Source organism: Exiguobacterium sp. KKT215, assembly GCF_055635335.1.
The window spans coordinates 57,399-75,157 of record NZ_JBVMVX010000002.1; the positions used below are offsets into that span (position 1 = coordinate 57,399).

15 protein-coding genes and 1 pseudogene are annotated in these 17,759 nt (G+C 43.1%); 6 read left to right on the top strand and 10 right to left on the bottom strand.

Annotated features, from left to right (window positions below; translation table 11 throughout):
- Window positions 1-7 precede the first annotated feature (7 nt).
- Entirely contained in the window at window positions 8-562 is a 555-nt protein-coding gene (gene hxlB / locus ACZ2GZ_RS15810) for a 6-phospho-3-hexuloisomerase (protein ID WP_101190294.1), read from the bottom strand.
- Between the two features lies 1 nt (window position 563).
- Window positions 564-1,205 carry a 3-hexulose-6-phosphate synthase gene (hxlA, locus tag ACZ2GZ_RS15815; RefSeq protein WP_101190293.1) on the bottom strand — a complete coding sequence of 214 codons (642 nt, stop codon included), beginning with the start codon at window positions 1,203-1,205 and terminating at the stop codon, window positions 564-566.
- A 612-nt stretch (window positions 1,206-1,817) separates the two neighbouring features.
- On the opposite strand from hxlA, the gene zwf reads away from it, so the two are divergent.
- The 5 genes and pseudogenes from zwf (at window position 1,818) to ACZ2GZ_RS15840 (ending at window position 8,301) form a co-directional block, all read left to right on the top strand.
- Window positions 1,818-3,335, top strand: a complete 1,518-nt coding sequence (gene zwf, locus ACZ2GZ_RS15820) for a glucose-6-phosphate dehydrogenase (RefSeq protein ID WP_470295616.1) — start codon at window positions 1,818-1,820, stop codon at window positions 3,333-3,335.
- A gap of 31 nt (window positions 3,336-3,366) precedes the next feature.
- Window positions 3,367-4,740, top strand: a pseudogene (locus ACZ2GZ_RS15825) (glucose-6-phosphate isomerase).
- Window positions 4,737-6,149 (top strand): NADP-dependent phosphogluconate dehydrogenase, encoded by a 1,413-nt coding sequence (gndA, locus tag ACZ2GZ_RS15830; RefSeq protein ID WP_138858534.1) that lies wholly within the window; start codon window positions 4,737-4,739, stop codon window positions 6,147-6,149. Before ACZ2GZ_RS15825 ends, gndA begins: the two are co-directional and overlap by 4 nt.
- A gap of 556 nt (window positions 6,150-6,705) precedes the next feature.
- The gene (locus ACZ2GZ_RS15835; protein ID WP_138858535.1) at window positions 6,706-7,284 is read left to right on the top strand and encodes a hypothetical protein; all 579 of its coding nucleotides are present in this window, start codon (window positions 6,706-6,708) and stop codon (window positions 7,282-7,284) included.
- Between the two features lie 270 nt (window positions 7,285-7,554).
- Entirely contained in the window at window positions 7,555-8,301 is a 747-nt protein-coding gene (locus tag ACZ2GZ_RS15840) for a hypothetical protein (protein ID WP_470295617.1), read from the top strand.
- A gap of 187 nt (window positions 8,302-8,488) precedes the next feature.
- On the opposite strand, the gene ACZ2GZ_RS15845 is transcribed toward ACZ2GZ_RS15840, so the two are convergent.
- The 8 genes from ACZ2GZ_RS15845 to ACZ2GZ_RS15880 all read right to left on the bottom strand — a co-directional run bounded on the left by ACZ2GZ_RS15845 (window position 8,489) and on the right by ACZ2GZ_RS15880 (window position 16,613).
- On the bottom strand, window positions 8,489-8,839 hold the full coding sequence (locus ACZ2GZ_RS15845) for a hypothetical protein (protein WP_138858537.1): 351 nt from the start codon (window positions 8,837-8,839) through the stop codon (window positions 8,489-8,491).
- 32 nt (window positions 8,840-8,871) lie between these two features.
- Window positions 8,872-9,429: a DUF6036 family nucleotidyltransferase gene (locus tag ACZ2GZ_RS15850; RefSeq protein WP_114167414.1), complete on the bottom strand. Its 558-nt coding sequence runs from the start codon at window positions 9,427-9,429 to the stop codon at window positions 8,872-8,874.
- A gap of 86 nt (window positions 9,430-9,515) precedes the next feature.
- Window positions 9,516-10,319 (bottom strand): hypothetical protein, encoded by an 804-nt coding sequence (locus ACZ2GZ_RS15855; RefSeq protein WP_138858538.1) that lies wholly within the window; start codon window positions 10,317-10,319, stop codon window positions 9,516-9,518.
- Entirely contained in the window at window positions 10,316-11,092 is a 777-nt protein-coding gene (locus tag ACZ2GZ_RS15860) for a ParA family protein (RefSeq protein ID WP_138858539.1), read from the bottom strand. Before ACZ2GZ_RS15860 ends, ACZ2GZ_RS15855 begins: the two co-directional genes overlap by 4 nt.
- Window positions 11,089-11,778: a hypothetical protein gene (locus tag ACZ2GZ_RS15865; protein WP_470295618.1), complete on the bottom strand. Its 690-nt coding sequence runs from the start codon at window positions 11,776-11,778 to the stop codon at window positions 11,089-11,091. Before ACZ2GZ_RS15865 ends, ACZ2GZ_RS15860 begins: the two co-directional genes overlap by 4 nt.
- The gene (locus ACZ2GZ_RS15870; RefSeq protein ID WP_470295619.1) at window positions 11,775-12,557 is read right to left on the bottom strand and encodes a ParA family protein; all 783 of its coding nucleotides are present in this window, start codon (window positions 12,555-12,557) and stop codon (window positions 11,775-11,777) included. The genes ACZ2GZ_RS15865 and ACZ2GZ_RS15870 overlap by 4 nt, the downstream gene beginning before the upstream one ends.
- A gap of 703 nt (window positions 12,558-13,260) precedes the next feature.
- Window positions 13,261-14,325, bottom strand: coding sequence for a hypothetical protein (locus tag ACZ2GZ_RS15875; RefSeq protein ID WP_470295620.1), 1,065 nt, complete (start codon window positions 14,323-14,325; stop codon window positions 13,261-13,263).
- Window positions 14,326-15,176: 851 nt separating this feature from the next.
- Entirely contained in the window at window positions 15,177-16,613 is a 1,437-nt protein-coding gene (locus ACZ2GZ_RS15880) for a hypothetical protein (RefSeq protein WP_470295621.1), read from the bottom strand.
- 711 nt (window positions 16,614-17,324) lie between these two features.
- On the opposite strand from ACZ2GZ_RS15880, the gene ACZ2GZ_RS15885 reads away from it, so the two are divergent.
- Window positions 17,325-17,759, top strand: coding sequence for a hypothetical protein (locus tag ACZ2GZ_RS15885; protein ID WP_470295622.1), 435 nt, complete (start codon window positions 17,325-17,327; stop codon window positions 17,757-17,759).

Genomic DNA, 17,759 nt, shown 5'->3' on the forward strand with positions numbered 1-17,759 from the left:
CGTTGTTCTATTCTAAATTCGCATGTCTGCCATACATGACATCGGATTTGAGTCCCTTTTTATCCATGAATCTCAAAATCACCGCGTCATAAAACACAAGAAGCGACTGTTCAAACAATGATCCCATCGGTTGAATCGATTTGCCACTAGTGCCCTCCCCTTTTGCTTGTGCCGGTATTTCAATTCGAATATCCGCCAGTTTGCCTATTGTAGACTCAGGGTTTGTAGTAACAGCCACTATGGTTGCACCGATGCTTTTGGCTTTCTTCGTCATGGCTGCGAGGCTTTGGGTCTCCCCGGAACCAGAACCGACAATGAAAATATCATCGACTTCCAGGTTCGGTGTCACCGTTTCTCCAACCACATACGCATCCAGGCCTACGTGCATCATACGCATCACAAATGCCTTAGCCATAAAGCCGGATCGGCCCCCGCCTGCCACAAATATTTTCTTTGCACGCAGGATGCCGTCCACTGCCTTTTCGGCTTCCTCATCATCAATGAGAGCAGTGGTCCGCTTCAATTCAGCCAGTATTTCGTCTGTATAGCCCGCCGTGTTCATATTACGCCGTGACACTTTCTTTCATCATCTTTTGAATTTTTTCCGCTTCCGCGCCCTTGTTCTCTTTGCTTGTAATTCCACCGCCGACAATGATTAAATCCGGTTGTGCTTTAATGACTTCCGGCAATGTCTCCAGTTTGATGCCGCCTGCAATAGCAGTTTTGGCATTTTTTACGACGCTTTTGATTGTACGAAGATCTTCGAACGAATCTTTCCCTTCCGCTTGCAGATCGTAGCCTGTGTGGACACAGATATAATCCGCGCCAAGTTCATCAAGCTCTGCGGCCCGTGTTTTGATATCTTTTACGGCGATCATATCCACCAGGATTTTCTTACCTTGTTTTTTCGCTTCTTCAACTGCGCCCTTGATGGATGAGTCTTCTGCCTGAGCAAGAATCGTAACAATATCTGCTCCTGCAGCAGCAGCATTTGATACTTCATAAGCTGCAGCGTCCATAATTTTCACATCTGCAAGAACTTCCAGGTTAGGGAAAGCTGCTTTTATTTCTGCGACAGCTTTAAGACCTTCTTTATTGATGACTGGCGTCCCGATTTCAACGATGTCGATAAACGCCTCTACTTCTTTAACCACTTCGATTGCTTGTGGAATGTTTACTAAGTCTAAAGCTAATTGTAATTTCATGTGTCATTCTCCTTGTTGTCGTATTTTTGATTCTGACTTAGTGTAAAACCTACAAGCATTGTTGTGAAGTACGCACTTTAATTTCACATACTGACAAAAAGTATACTGTCGGCGGCTATCACAATGGTAATCTGTTTAATTTCATATATATGCATTTATTTCTTAATGTATCTGATTAACTTTATAGTTCTATTAAGACCGCTTTAAGATAATCCAATTACTTTTTCCTTTTCACTAAACACTCAACACGACTTATCCAGTTTGAAAATCAATTACTTGTTTCTTATCCGAATGAGCTATTGTAACTTTTTTGCAATAGATTACTTTCGATAATGGGATTTAACCTTTGTTATTTCTCCCTCAAAAAATCCTAAATTCCTTAACTTCTAAAAAATATTTCATGATAGAGATATTTTGTATATCAGATAAGTTTTTAAGAACCGGATCCCTGGTGAATTTCCTCCTCTTTCCCTTGCTACAGTATACTTTTTGTAAGTATATGTTTATAAAGTGCGTACTTACATAGAAAACTTTGAGTCATTATACTAAAACCTGTTGCGATTATCAGTCATGCCAGAGACACATGATTTTAAGAGTAGGAGGTTTTAACATATGCACACCGAGAATCTGCTTGAAGAATTTAATTTTCAAAATGATTTATTTGAATTTAAACAAGAACGGCCCCTGCAAAACATGACATTTGTCTTGTTCGGAGCAACAGGAGATTTAGCACAACGCAAGTTATTTCCTGCTCTGTACAATCTATACCTGGACGGGAAGTTACCTGAAACCATCTCCGTTGTCAGTACCGGCAGAGACTATTGTTCGGATGAAACCTTTCAGTATAAAGTGGAAAAAGCACTTTACGCATATTCCAGAAGGTCCATTCACGCTTCATCTTTGCCAGCTTTTTTAGAGAAATTTCGGTATTGCAGCTTTGATGCGACAGAAAAAGAGTCTTACTACAAACTGCGCGAAATTATTGAAAACAGGGAAAACGAGTTGGGTATTCCTCAAAATCGGCTGTTTTACTTGTCTGTGGCCCCCAGCTTAATTGATATTATCACGTCCCACCTTAGTAAAAGCGGAATCAGTCAAAACAACGGGTGGAAACGCCTCATTGTTGAAAAACCGTTTGGAAACAGCCTAAAAACAGCCAGAAAATTAAATGAGAATTTGAGCAACGTGTTCCGTGAAGAGGAGATCTACCGAATTGATCACTACCTAGGGAAACCTATGGTACAAAAACTAAGAACCATGATCTTGGCGAATCCGATCTTGGAATCTTTGTTGAATCATAAACAAATTTCAAATGTCCAAATTACAGCAAGTGAGACTGTAGGTGTAGAAAACCGGGCTGATTATTATGATAAGGCAGGAGCCATCCGGGATATGGTTCAAAACCACCTTCTTCAGTTGGTCACAATGACAGCTGTCTATCTTTCGGATAACTTCATGGAAAATAAGGGCCGGGTGAAAAAGACAGACATTATTGCCTCTCTCCAACCCATCCGGAAAGAAAAAGCATACCAAAGCGTTGTCCGCGGCCAGTATGGTCCGGGAGAGGTTCAGGGCAACCCCGTCATTGGCTACAAAGAGGAGCCGGGGGTTAATGATTCCTCAACGAATGATACTTTTTTTGCAGCTCGCCTTTCTATCGAACACCCCTCATGGAATGGAATCCCCTTTTATATACGAACAGGGAAACGGATGAACCAGAAGTCGACACAAATTGTCATTGAATTCGAGAACAAGGTGATGGATTTAAATACACAGTTAGGAAGCTCTCCAAATTTAATGATTCTTGAAATTAGTCCAAATGAAAGCATTTCGTTGCGTGTAAATTTAAAAGATCCATCCAGCACTGGATACAAACCTGTTTGGATTGATTTCTCAACCAGCTCAGAAAATCAGCCGGAAGCATATGAACTTCTGCTCTATGATGCACTGCGCGGCGATTCAACGTTCTTTGCCGATTGGAGAGAAGTGGAACTATCATGGAAGTGGATTCAACCACTATTAGAAGCTTACCAAGAGGAGTTATTGCCTTTATATTCTTATCCAGCCGGTTCAACAGGTCCAGAAATGGCAAATGAGTTATTGCTGACGGATCAATCGAAGTGGTGGTAAAAAATAGTTCATTCAAAAGGAGAGAGATTACATGCCCGTTTCATTTGATTTCACCAATGTATTATCGTTTATAACGAATAGCGAGTTTGAAAATATTAGCGAATTTGTCAAACAAGCGCATAACCAACTTCACCAGCAGACAGGACCGGGTTCTGACTACTTGGGGTGGATCGACTAGCCGATTAACTATGATAAAGAAGAGTTTCTCCAGGTGAAACTGGCTGCCGAAAGAATTCAGCAACAGTCAGATGCGCTGATTGTGATTGGCATCGGCGGCTCTTATCTATGCTCCAAGGCAACAATAGAAGCCTTATCACATACATTCCATAACCAAGTTAAAGGGAATACGGAAGTTTATTTTGCTGGACATAACATTAGCCCAACTTATATCACACATTTGCTTCAGCTACTGGAAGGGAAAGACATTTCCATCAATGTGATCTCCAAGTCCGGCACAACCACTGAACCCGCTTTAGCCTTCCGGATCTTCCGTACCCTTTTGGAAAAAAAGTATGGAAAAGAAGAAGCTAGAAATCGAATTTATGTCACAACCGACCGGAGCAAAGGTGCGCTTCGGAATCTTGCAGTTGAAGAAGGATACGAAACATTTGTCATTCCTGATAATATCGGAGGACGATACTCCGTTTTGACTCCAGTCGGTTTACTTCCGATGGCTGTAGCCGGGCTTAATATCGACCAAGTGATGCAGGGGGCAAAAGCTGCTTACCACAAATACAACAATCCCGTACTCGCTACAAACGAAAGCTACCAATATGCTGCAGTAAGGAATATTTTTTATAATAAAGGAAAATCGATTGAACTGTTTGTAAGCTACGAGCCTGGCCTGCTTTCTACAGCAGAATGGTGGAAACAACTTTTCGGGGAAAGTGAAGGGAAAGATGAAAAAGGACTCTTCCCCGCTTCTGTCAATTTCTCCACTGATTTACATTCAATGGGGCAGTATGTGCAGGAAGGGCACCGTCTATTCTTTGAAACAGTTTTGCAAGTGAAGAAACCTTCCCTCGATCTTGTCATACAAGAAGATCCAGCCAATATGGATGGGTTGAACTTCTTAGCAGGAAAAACAATGGATGAAGTGAACAAAAAAGCGGCACTTGGAACTTCCCTTGCTCATGTCGATGGAGGTGTGCCGAATCTGGTCATTGAGCTAGACGAACTCAATGAATTCACCTTTGGCGAAATGATTTATTTCTTCGAAAAAGCCTGCGCGATCAGCGGCACTTTACTCGGTGTCAATCCATTTGACCAACCAGGAGTAGAGGCATATAAAACCAATATGTTTGCATTGCTTGGCAAAGAAGGATTTGAAAAAGAAAGAGAAAAGCTGGAAAATCGGCTGTTGCCGTCTGGCAACTCACAAAACGATGAGGTGAAAATACAATGAAGCAGCAAATTGGAGTCATCGGTTTAGGGGTAATGGGAAAAAACTTAGCCCTGAACATGGAGAGTAAAGGTTATTCTGTATCTGTCTATGATTATTGGACAGACCGAATCGACGAATTAGCTGAAAAAGAAGCACAAGGAAAAAAGATTTTGGGAGCATACAGTGTTGAAGAGTTTGTCCTTTCATTGGAAACCCCCCGCAAAATCTTGTTGATGGTGAAATCTGGAGACACGACGGATTCGGTCATTGAATCCCTCCTTCCCCACCTTCAATCAGGGGACATTCTATTAGACGGAGGAAATTCGTTTTTTGAAGACACGAATAGGCGAACAGCAAAATTACAAGAAGCAGGCTTGCACTTTCTAGGCGCCGGAATTTCCGGCGGAGAAGAAGGTGCCCGCAACGGTCCTTCCATCATGCCCGGTGGACCGAAAGAAGCATATGAACAAGTCAAACCTATTCTGGAAGCAATTTCGGCAAAAGTAGATGACACTCCTTGCAGTGCCTATATGGGTCCTGATGGAGCTGGCCATTATGTAAAAATGGTTCATAATGGCATTGAATACGGCGATATGCAATTGATATCCGAAGCCTATTTCATCATGAAACACGCGCTTGGCCTTTCTGTCCTAGAAATGTCCACTATATTCTCGGATTGGAACAAAGGGGAGCTTGACAGTTACCTTGTCGAAATTACCGCCGATATTTTGAACAAGCGGGATGAAGATACCGGGAAGCCGCTTGTTGATCAGATTTTGGATGTGGCCGGACAGAAAGGGACTGGGAAATGGACAAGCCAAAACGCGTTGGATTTAGGTGTTTCCCTTCCAATCGTCACAGAGTCCGTTTTCGCAAGGTTTATTTCCTCGGTCAAGGAAGAACGGGTCGCGGCAAGCAAAATTCTGCAAGGCCCTGAACCGGAAAAACAGGCAGGCGACTCCCAAGAAATGATTGAAGCCATCCGCAAAGCCTTATACATGAGTAAGATTTGCTCGTATGCCCAAGGTTTTGCCCAAATGCGTGCGGCATCTGAAGAGTATGGCTGGAATATTCCTTACGGGGACGTTGCCATGATCTTCCGTGGAGGATGTATCATCCGGGCGCAATTCCTGCAAAAGATCAAAGAAGCATTTGACGGCAATCCCGAACTGCCTAACTTATTAATTGATCCATATTTCCAGGAGATTATAGGGGAGTATCAGCATTCTCTACGAAAAGTGCTGACGCTGGCCATTCAGCAAGGAATTCCGGCGCCCGCTTTTTCAAGCGCATTGGCTTACTATGACAGCTATCGCTCTGAGACATTGCCAGCCAATTTAATCCAGGCACAGCGGGATTACTTTGGTGCCCATACGTACCAGCGTGTAGACAAAGAAGGTTTCTTCCACACCGAGTGGCAAGTAAAATAACCAGAAACAATAAGTATGTAGAAGCTTGTTAGAACATCACGTAATCAGACTAAAAGGCCTGTTGGAAAAAGAAAGTTTTCCAGCGGGCTTTTTTGAATACATTGCAGCCTCCATGCTCATTGACGCCTTCTTCAATAGATTTTAATTGTCGATAAACAATTATCTGGAATCTGGATCCTTCAGGAAAATCATCTTTTTATGTTTGAAACTTTAACTCTATGAAAAAATTCTACCGTTAAAAGGGGCGGAATCCCTAAAAGAACCAATCTGCTAAAGGGTATGCTATTTTGATTATTTTTAAGTTGATAAACTACCGCAGATCTAAAATGATAGCACTCGCTCGATGCATTCTTACAAGAGCAAGCGAACCGGTAAATTCGGATCGAGTAGGAGGGAGCGATTAACTCCCGACCTCTCACACCACCGTACGTACCGTTCGGTATACGGCGGTTCAATTAAGATATATGACGCAAAGTTTCATAACGTGCTATCAAACTTTTGAGCCCTTGGGAACTCCAGTAGGAGTTTCCGAGGGCTCTATGCAATACCGGACTATTTGAAATTCGCCTGGCTCATGGGAGAGTTCAAGACACGCGATGATGTCGTCAAACTGTTCATCGCCCGTGCCAAAGAGATTTCGGAGACCAATCACTCTTATCAGGCGACCACTCTATTGGCCATCTACTCTGCGAAAGTGTTCGCCCGGCCAGAACTCGCCGCAAGTAGTGAGTCCGCTTTCTTCTTGCATCTTCTGTCACAAGTGAATGACAACGACCTTCGCCATTTTGAACTCATCTATGACCACGCGGCTGCTCTCGAGCATAAATTTACTCCACTTTACGCTTGTGACGCCTATTATCAATCAATCGGTAATCCAGTCTTTCAACAACTTCCCCCTCAAGAACGGGAGGCTGCTCTCTTGGCGAGGCTAAGCGACGACCCGGAATTCATATCGTTTTACACGAGTACAGACAAGCTGACATTCCTGGGTGTGTTGATGCAGCGTTCGTTCAGTTACGGAAGCATCGGACATACTCAAATCTCATTGAACCCATATAGCGATACGTTAAAAGAACTGTTAGAAGAGTCCCGGTTGTTAGAAGATTCTTTGAGGCGTTCATCGAGCCCTTCGTAACCTCAATTCCGTACCGCCTAGTCTCGATAAGTACGCCTCATGATTAATCTAGAGTTTTTGTATACAGAGTACTTGACATATGGTCATATCTAATCAAAAGTGACGAGAACACTTTAAAATGTATACATTTCGACGTCGAAATGGATTAGGCTTGTCAGCAATGCCTCGTCTTGTGTTTACGTAGTAAATACGCGAAAATGGAAGTGAGATGAATGCGAGTCAACATGCGTTCAAATGAGAAATCTATCAAATGGTAAAGTGGTGAATGCTGTGCAGTCTAATGAAACCAAAGTGACCTCTTTTCGAGTCTCACAAGAGGTAAAAGAACACATCCAGCGGTTGTCGGAACAGCGGCAGCTGTCTACGAATCAATTATTTGAAGAACTGATCACCTTGGCTGATAAACAGGTTCCAGATCCATTGATCAGTGAGGAGAACGACGCTCTCCAGGCGGCATTGAATCAGGTGCTGGCCCTCTTCAATGAACGTGCCACGCGGCTAGAGCTTCGGACAAAGGAACACGAACGGATCCGTTCACGCTATCAAAAGACGATTCATGACCTTGAGCAAAGTATCATCATAGAGTCGGAACAGCTTAAAGAGGACTATGAGCGTCAAGTCGCGGCACACGAACAGGAATTACTACCACTTCAACATCAAGTGGAGCTCCTGTTCGCCGAGAAACAGTATGTTCAGGACGTCCTCGAAACCGAACGCGCCTCTTTCAAAGAGGAACTAAAGGCCCAGAAGAAGTTGGTCTTTAAGTTAGAAGAAAACGTCAAGAAGCTCGAGCAAGAGCGCAGCCAGCTCAATCGTCAAAACCAGAACCTCATGGACACGCTGGACGAGTTGAAATCACGGACGCGACGAAGCGACCAACTCGAAGAGGAGAACCAAAAACTTCACTTGGAAGTACAACTCCTCCGTCGTGAAAAAGAGGCATTCGAGAACCGGTTACAGGAACAAGTCGAGCTCGCGGTCCTGCGGGAGCGGAACACCCAACAAAATAAACAATGATACGAAAAGGGTACTAGACTGAGTCAACCAGTGACTGAATCTAGTACCCTTATGTTTATTACAAAGAAAGTATTTAACGGTTTGAAGAAATCGCCTGATCCATGTTCCATGATTTGACCAAAAAAGCTCCATTTATACGTAGAATCATAACCTCATGAGAGTATAAAAATGACTCGACTTGGTCCAATTAAGATTTCACCCGCAATCCACGCTTCTTGAATCGATTACGCTTTTCTTCTAATTTCACTTTCATATCTACCGAGAACGTACTTTCAGGAGTGTTGTAGGCGCGCCGTGCTGCCATACTAAGCATTTTAGCCACATCCTCCGCCCGGTCGTCCTGTAAATCAAGCAGTGAAGATCGAACATACTGGCGAGCCATTTCTCGGTCACGTAGCGATTCAGGGACCGATACATGACGACTTAATGCCAGAGCCAATTGAGCCGTCTCTAAGCGATAGCTTGTCCCACCTGCCTGCATACGATTCAGTTCATCCGCTAGCTCGCTTTGCAGAAGTACATGATTACTGTCCGTCATCGGTCACCCTCCTCTACTCTTCTTTTGATTTATTATATACCCTTTTCCTGAAAAATTCGACTCAAGTCGTGCACGTTACAAAATGGATCGTCCCACGTCATGTTCGCTTTATATTCCTCTACAAGTTCGAGAAGTTTGTCTTTATCGCAAAGTTCCAATAGGTTCGTCTTTTCGAGATCCTCTAAGTCCTTTTGGCGAGAGGAGAAGATCTTGGTACATGCTAATAGTTCAATGTCAGGGACATACACATCAATCGCCTCGAATAGACCTTCGATCTTATGACGGAATTCATTTTCTCTAAAGTCTTCACGGGGTGGGAACTGAATGACCCCTTCGACAATTTCAATTTCATATTCATGAAGTGCCTCTTTTAATTCAGGTGTCACAACGCCCTCCGTCACGCGAATGTCAATATCTCGCGTCGGACGATACTCGGCATCTTTATTCATCATTTCAATGAAGAGAAGGATCCCCGAGGCGCCAACCACAACAAACTCGACTTCGATGTTTCTTGAGGCGCAAAAGGTATCAAGCACGAGCAAGGTATCGATGATACTTTCCACGTCCTTGTATTGATTAGAGTAAGTCATGTATGTCCCTCCTGATGAAAATGACCCACTCTGATTCGGTATGTTAAGAATCTTCGTGGGCCATGATGTATTTCGCTTCTCTCAATTTAATTCGTATTTAAATAGGCACTGAGAGCCCGCCGGATAATCTCATCTTCTGACACATGTTCTTTTTGCGCGGCTTGCGTTAATCCGACGTATAAAGGATCTGTCAGATCAGCAAAGCGAATCTGTACACGCATGGGTTTCACAGATTTAGTTTCGACTTCGAGCACGCGTTGTTCCTGACGTTCGATCAACATCCGTTTCACTTCACGGAGTTCTTCACGTGTCATCTCGTACACCGTCTTGTCTCCTGAAGCTGTGTAGTACTTCTTATTCTCGAGTAGCGCGAGCTTCGGATCTTCTGGCCACGACAACAACTCAGCAAGCTTCGTTGCACTGAAATCTTGCTCGAGCGTCTTCTCTAAGATGTTCGGACCAAACGTATTCCAAAATGAGACAAATCGATTCACTTGAGAATGTGACATGCCAATTTTGGCTAAGAAGTCTTTCCAATTGCCTTCTTCTTGTTTGAACTCTTTCTTCGTCTCAGGATCACGGAACAGACTATTTGCGTGTGCAAGTATACGACACTTTTCGACAAAGCTAGTCGCTTGAATCGCATCGATGTGGTTGTAATATTGAACGATTCCGTCCATATCCTCAGGGAGCTTCTTGGTGATGATACGTGACAACCCCGTCGCCGGCAGGGCCTGATAAGGGTTCGACACGGTCGTCGTCGCCGAGAATTCTTTCACGGCATCGACTTGTTCCGTACGGCTATCCGTCGTTTGTTGATTCTGATTCACCGGAAGGTTGGCACTGAACGTAGAAATCTTCGGTGTATGTTTCTTTCGGTTGCGTGTCATAACGACAATACCTCCTCAGCAAGTTGTAAATAGGCATCGGTTGCCGGGCTCTTGTGATCAATGACAGGACGAGACTCTCGTTGTAGTGTCTGAACCTTCACCGCATAAGGAATCGTCGTCAAAACCGGAATACCGACTTCTTTCCCAAGTTCTTCAAGTTCTTCGACTGTCGTGACATCCCCTTTCGAGCGAGCACTCACCATCGTCGGGATGAAGGCAGCGATATGGATGTCTTCCCGGAAGCGCTTCATCTCTTCAAGCTCTTCTGGAGCCGAGTAGACGGCATCCATTGAGAACTTCTGCATCTGTACAGGCATCACGATGCGGTCCTGCGCGACGAGTGCGCAGCGAGCATAAGGGTTAAGCGCTGAAGTCGATCCTGGGCAATCGATGAGACAGATGTCAAACAATTCGTCGATTTTGGCGAGTTCTTCGCTGAGGCGATATTCATATCCGATTTGACTCGTTAAGTCACTGGGTGAGGCCGAACGTCTGGTTGGCACAAGATAGACGGTACCTGTCTCATACTCGCATGTCACAATGACCTGTTCGATTGGTGTGTAGAATGGGTCATTCTCTTCTAGTAGACAATCGAGTAAGACTTTTCCTTCGTAATCGTTCGTGAGACCGAGTCCATTCGTCGAAGACGCCTGATCGTCCGCGTCGATGACGAGGACACGTAATCCGTCACGAGCATAAGCATGCGCCAAGTTGATGGTCGTCGTCGACTTCCCGACGCCGCCCTTTCGATTGTACAATGCGATTTTCTTCATGATTCGTCTCCTCGCTTCTCGTCTGTGACGTCGATGATATTGTCGTTCACGGTCCGCTCGATGATTTCCGTCAACAGCTCACTCACACTCCGGTTTTGGGCATGTGCATACTGTTGGAACTGATCGGACAGGTCGGACGGGATTCGTGCTGAAAGGACGGCAGATGGTTTCTTTGTTTTTTGAAACGGGCTGACTTTGACCTGTTGCACAGACTCAGTGCTCTTACGCGCCGCTCGAATCTGTTTGACCGTCAACTCGTCAACGCTTCGTGACTCTCCATCAATATAGAGTCCCTGTTCGACTACCTCTTCGACGTTGTCGAGATACATCAATTCAAACAGTTTGGAAGCCGGCAAGCTCGCAAGTGATGCTTCAAGTGGATGTAACGTCTCATAGGCTTTGATATATCGGGATGCAAGCGAACTCGACATCGATACAGCCTCGAGGAACCCCATCCATTCTTTTTTGTCGTGCATCTCAGAACGGGCGATGACGAGCCGCTTTCCGATCTCGAACACTGAAATCGTTTGAACTTTTGAGAGCTCATTGATCTCATGAACAAGGTCTTCGACTTCTTTAGAGACCGGAAGTTTTTGGACGAGCGCGCTGATATTCGTCAAACCGCTCTGATACGGGTGCTGCTCACTCGGTTTGATTTTATGAATATTGCGGTTCCGTGCCTTCATGATGTCTCACCTGCCTGTTCGACGACTTGCTTGGCCAATAGTCGAAACGGTTCAGCGAGTACCTTCGATTCCTTGGAGCGGTACTGGATGACACTCTTCCCACTATCGGCAGCTTTCTCGATAAAGGTGGATCGCTTGATCATCGGAAGGATGTCTAATGCCTCTTCCTTCGCGATGGTTGCCATTGCTTCATAGTACTCCTTGTCTGCCTTTAAAGATGCATCCATCGCGACAGGAAGAATACCTGTGATGACGAGGTCTGGGTTGTAGAACTTTTTCACTTTTTGTACGGTTCGAACCGTACTCGCAAGTTGGTCGAAAACGAGCTTCTTCGGCATGAACGGGATGACCGTCATATTTGATGTCGAAAGCACGACTTTCGAAAGTTCGTTGATCGATGGGACTGAATCTAAGATGATCCAATCAAACTCCTCTTCGAGCGGTGCAATCATGTCCTTTAATAAGAAGAGCTTGTCTTGCTCGGAGATTAGGTTGACCAACCGGGCATTTCGTTCATTCGAAGGGAGAAGACTCACATGATACGTTTCATCATCAAACAGGACTTCTCTGATATCAAGATTACGTGTATGTACGTCAAACATCGTCATGTATTTGATCGTGTCGGATTCTTTTAACATCAGCTTGCTGAGCGAGCCTTGGGGATCCAAATCAATGATGAGGACTCGTTGTCCCAGCTCACCCAATGCGTAAGCCATATTCAAAGAACAGGTCGTCTTGCCTGACCCACCTTTCGATATGTAAAACGTGAGTATGTTCATCTTCTCTCCCCTTTCTCTTTCATATCATGTCACATTCACTCTTTGCATTCAACACAAAAACAGCAAAGACAATGATAAATCTAATATACAAGTGTATACAATAATAATTTTTATTTGTATACGATTTTTTAATCTAAATATTTTCTGTATACGTTTCGACGTCGAATTGTATACAGAGACATTTTTGGCCTAGATATTTATACAAAGTTCCTGTTGCGAACATCATTCATATTTGTAGATCTCTTCTATAGAAGAAATACGTGGCACATCTGGACATGATTTAAATAATAGAAGAAGAGATGAAACCATATTCTTCTGAGTTAAAAAAATATAAATAGATTAGAGAGAGTTAAATAAAGATTAATAGAATTAGAAAACGAAGAGGGTCTCTCAATCCAGTCATACCAATCCTTCTGACGATTTAAGTGAAAAGAGATATTTCAAAAGGGCCATCGTTTCGTTCACAAAGGTTCATTTTTTTTCAACTCTGATTTGAGAATTAAAAAACAAGAGAGGATTTAATTCAGTAAATCCTTGATTACTTAACTACTTGATTTGATTTTTTTCCTGAAAGTAAAAAAAGCAGATTCAGTATGCAATGATGACTTAGAACGAATGAGAAACAATATAAACAGAAGGAAACACCTAAAAAAATGGGTCATTTTCATATATATTTTCAAAAATGAACATGACAAATAGACCATCATGCGATAGCCAATTTTGCCTGGTTCTCTTTTAGTCGTTGGTGAAGATAGAAAATCGGCTCCTCAAAGAACAGCTTATGGGTGCTCGAGTGGACCAAGTCCTCACGATGGTGTAGGAATGCCTGTTTTAACTCTTCGACGACCCGTTTGAATGTCTCGGCCCCGAATGTATCGCTCATCGAGAAGAGTGAATCACGGTTGACCTTGAGCGCGTCAAAGTCGAAGAACTCCCCTACCCGCTTACGCAACTCGAACCAAAGGAGCTGAACTTCAGAGCGGTCTTTCTCTTTGATCTGTTTACTGTCTTGCGCAGCAGATAGCTGGACTTCAAGTAAGAGCGGTCGTGTCACGTCTTGGACTCGTTTCTTGAGTGAGACATTTTGTTTGACCATGTTCAAGAAGCGTTTACTGTCTTCGACAAGCGAGATCTGAAGGAATGTAAGGCCAGACATCATCTTTTGGATGGCAAGCTTATGACCACAGTATTTAGGAAGGAATCCTTTGATTTCATCGTACGTCAGGATGGCCTGTTCATTTGACTGAACACGAACATCTTTCTCGACCTGAACGATTGTCCGTAGCGCGAGTCGCAACGTATTCACATTATCGAGTGCGATTAGTTCGGACAAGAGACCGTGCCAAACAGACGTATACCCGGTCTTCGAATCGACCGTTGCACCGTCCACAAACAAATCACGATAGTTTTCAAGGTAATCCGTCAATTGGATTGAGATCACTCCTGGGAAGTGACGTACGACCGTCATGAGCCCATTCTGTTCGAAGGTCTTCAAGTTGTTATGTAGGGAGCGGACCGACGTGCATGCAAAATTCGCGACCATGTGGTCTTCAATGAATTCGACTTTCCCTTGGTCATCGGCATAGGCGAGAATGGAGAGAATATGACGGATCCGGGACTTAGTCCATTTGAAGGCCGTGAAACAGGCCGGGATGTTATAGTGATGCTGCTCGTAACGATAATGATCTGCGCGTTTCGTCCAACGCGTCAATCCGCTCATCGCGACCAATAGTTTATTGGCGATTAAAATATGTCGATTCGTCTCCATTATCTCTCCTACACCTCCCCTATCCTAAAATATACTAGTTTCAGTATCTAGCTCTTTCAAGATAGTGTCAAAGTGCGTTTTCAGTACGGCATTTTGTTACCAAAATGAAAAATGCGTTGATATAAAGCCATTTTGGATCGAGAAAAATATGCGTTTTCAGTACGGTCATTTGTTACCAAAACTGATTCATCCGCTCTATAGCGCCATTCCTATAGAAAATGGAGTAGATTTTTTTAGATGGAAAAGAGAAAAGTGTATTTTTGGTACGGTGTTTTGTTACCAAAAAAGCAAAAGTGTAAGTTTGGTACGGTCGTTTGTTACCAAAAGATAAGGAAATGTAGTTTCAGTACGGTCATCTGTTACCAAAAAATCAAAAAGAGTCTTAAAAATTTATTTTCTAAATAGCGAAGAATCGATAAAAATGTAGTTTTGGTACGGTGTTTCGTGACCAAAATAAGAAAATGCACTTTCAGTACGGTCATCTGTTACCAAAAAACAAAAAGTGCAAGTTTGGTACGGTCATGTGTTACCAAAATCGTTGAAAACTGATATAAAGGGAAGCCATATTCATCAAGAGAGGCGATTTGATTGAATATCTATCGATTCTTAAGATCGAAATTTAGGAAAGGTAGACTCAAACCACCCCTATTATTTTAGAAGAATGAGAGAAAAGTATAAGTTTGGTACGGTACAAGCAAAGATATAATTCAGGATGTCCGATGATACTCGACATGATAGAACGTGTTGGTTCCAACTTCACGGTTTTTTTTAATCGTCGTGATTCATGTGAAACAATGAAGTAGATCAACTGAAAAAAGAACCCAGAGAGACTGGGTTCTTCGAGATAACAGTTATAACAGTAACGTGTCCGCATGACCTGGCAATTCCCAAGATTCCAAAGGATAGAAGGTGAAGAAGTAATAATCGCCGGAACGGTGCCAATCCTTCAAGATGAAATCATGTTCCTTGATTCGATCCAGATTCAACTCAAGCTCTTTCAGGTTGTCGGCCTTTCGGACCTTGTTGAACCGAATCGAATAGGTGAACTGACGCCAGTGCCTTCGCACCGGTTGCTGCTCCCCTGTCTGAATCGAGCTCATCCGCTCTTTTTGTAGGACGAAGGCCAGATGATAGGCGAAGCTGCCTTTCAACTGTTCGATCTGTTCCCCGTAGATGCTGACGATCTGTTGTTTCAACAGGTCGTCGTAGATCTCCTCACTGACCGTTACGATGACTTGGCTCTCGGCTAATGTCGTCGCATTTTTAATGGTCACCGAGGAGAACAGGCCTCGGATGAAGAAGTCCCCATCCTCGTTGTGTCCTGCGACTCGATAATAACCGAGCTTCATGAGACGTTGCGTCGTCAAATCGTAGCTTTTCCCACTATCGTTCGCATACAGCTTCTTGACGAGCTGCGAGAGCGGGAAGATGATTTTCCGGCTTGTCTGGAACGTCATGTCCCGATACGCCAGAATCTCTGTGAAGGCCTCGAAGTCTTTCGAGTCGAGATCAGGTACTTTCCCGTTCAATTCTTGGATGAATTCTTTGCTAACGAGGACAGAGAGGTGGTCGGGAATCCCTTTCTTGTATTTCGGGATCACCGTGTCATAGTTTTGAAGCTCGAGATTCAGCTGTGACGCTTCGTTCAGTTTCTCATCCAACAGGTCTGTCTGGTTCTTGATGCGGTCGGACATACCGAAGAATGGGATATCGACGGCGAGCGTCGGAGAGTGGTGCGCAGTCGGTTGGTTGAGATCTACCTCTTTGGCGACCTCCCACAGAATCATTAAAACATCCGTCTTGAGTGAGGTCTTCTTCTGATTCACCGTCTTTTGGGACCAGTAAGGATACGTATGGATTAAAAGATTCGGATTCTCAGCCCATTGTTTTAATTCTAGGATGCATTGTTGCATATAACCTTCGATGGTTTTCACGTGAAACTCTTTTAGGAAGGCTTCAGGGCCGACCAAATGATGATATGCGGTAATCATCTCGAACCGGGCACGCAATTCTTTTTTCGGGCCACGTCCCTCTTCGTAGTTTCGGATGGCAGCCTGCACCCATCGCTTCTTTAGCTTGTTGAATGAATGATAACGTATCTTCTTATAAGAAGCCTCTAAATTTTCGAATTGATAGTGTTCTTGATAAAGTGTCGTGACGAATTCCTGGATATCAAAGATAGACACGCTGTGGAGAATCTCCTCCATACGATGCCTTTGAATAGCCGTGACCGCTTGAGAAATGATGAGTTGTTGCGAGCGGCCATTGGAGGTTGATTGAGTCTCCATATTGATCACCTCTTCTAAGGATAAATATAGCACAAGTTAAGGAATATTTTTTTACCCAATTTTAATTATTTCAAATACCGCAGCTTTTATAAAAGTGTGCGCCGGCGCACACTTTTGAAGAACGAAACCCAGAAAGAACTGAGGGCTGGTATGCGGATGAGTTTGGAGAGGGACCGATGATTAGAGACGTCGACCTGAAAGTGTGCGCCGGCTCATACTTTTGTGGATTGTTCAATTATAATAACGTTTATAGTTTTTTGAAGAATCAACTCATGTTAAAAATCAAACCGATTCGGCTGAACATTCCGTCTATGCTGATAAAGATTATTTTTGTATCTTAAAACACTACAATACTCTAAAAATGAGTAGTTTATTTCATTGATCTTACCGGATTATTTATCTAGTTTGCTTAGCTTCTTAGAGATGAAATGTATTCCGTATCTTTGAAATTATATTGATTTTCATTCAAGAATTGTTTGGAAAAGTGAATCATATTTATTCGTTGAACTGAAAAGATAGTTAATATCTTTCTTCGTGTTCGATTAGGTTGTCTTGTACTTCTACTAGATTGATTTAGTATGTTTATATTGCTGCTCCCTTCAAATTTATTGTATTTGATAAGAACAACATACCCCTTACATTGTTTTCTAAGTACTCCGAAAAATAACATTAGAATGATATAATGAGACTATTAAAGTAGGGGGTGAGTTCTTGGAAATTAAATTTTTAATTCCCACTGATAGTGAGGGATATTATTATCTTGAATGTCCGTATTGTAATGAGAGATTCAAAGCGTTAGGTGGAGACCTAGATGCAGAGGATATACTAGAATTATTTTGTCCTTCTTGTGGATTAGTTAATAATAGTAACAATTTTCTTCCTAATGACGTTGTTAAACACGCTCAAACGCTTGCCATTAATTATATGAAACAACAATTGAATGACACCTTTAAGAAAACCAGTCGAAAGATGAAAAGTTCAGCCGTCAGTTTTAATTACAAGGAACTCAAAGAAGATATGCCTGATCAGTTAAACGAAGATGAGAACTTAGAAAAAATTGAACTTTATTGTTGTGATAAAACGGTAAAGTTACAAGCTGACAGGACGAACAATAATATCTATTGTCCATTTTGCGGGGTGTACTAA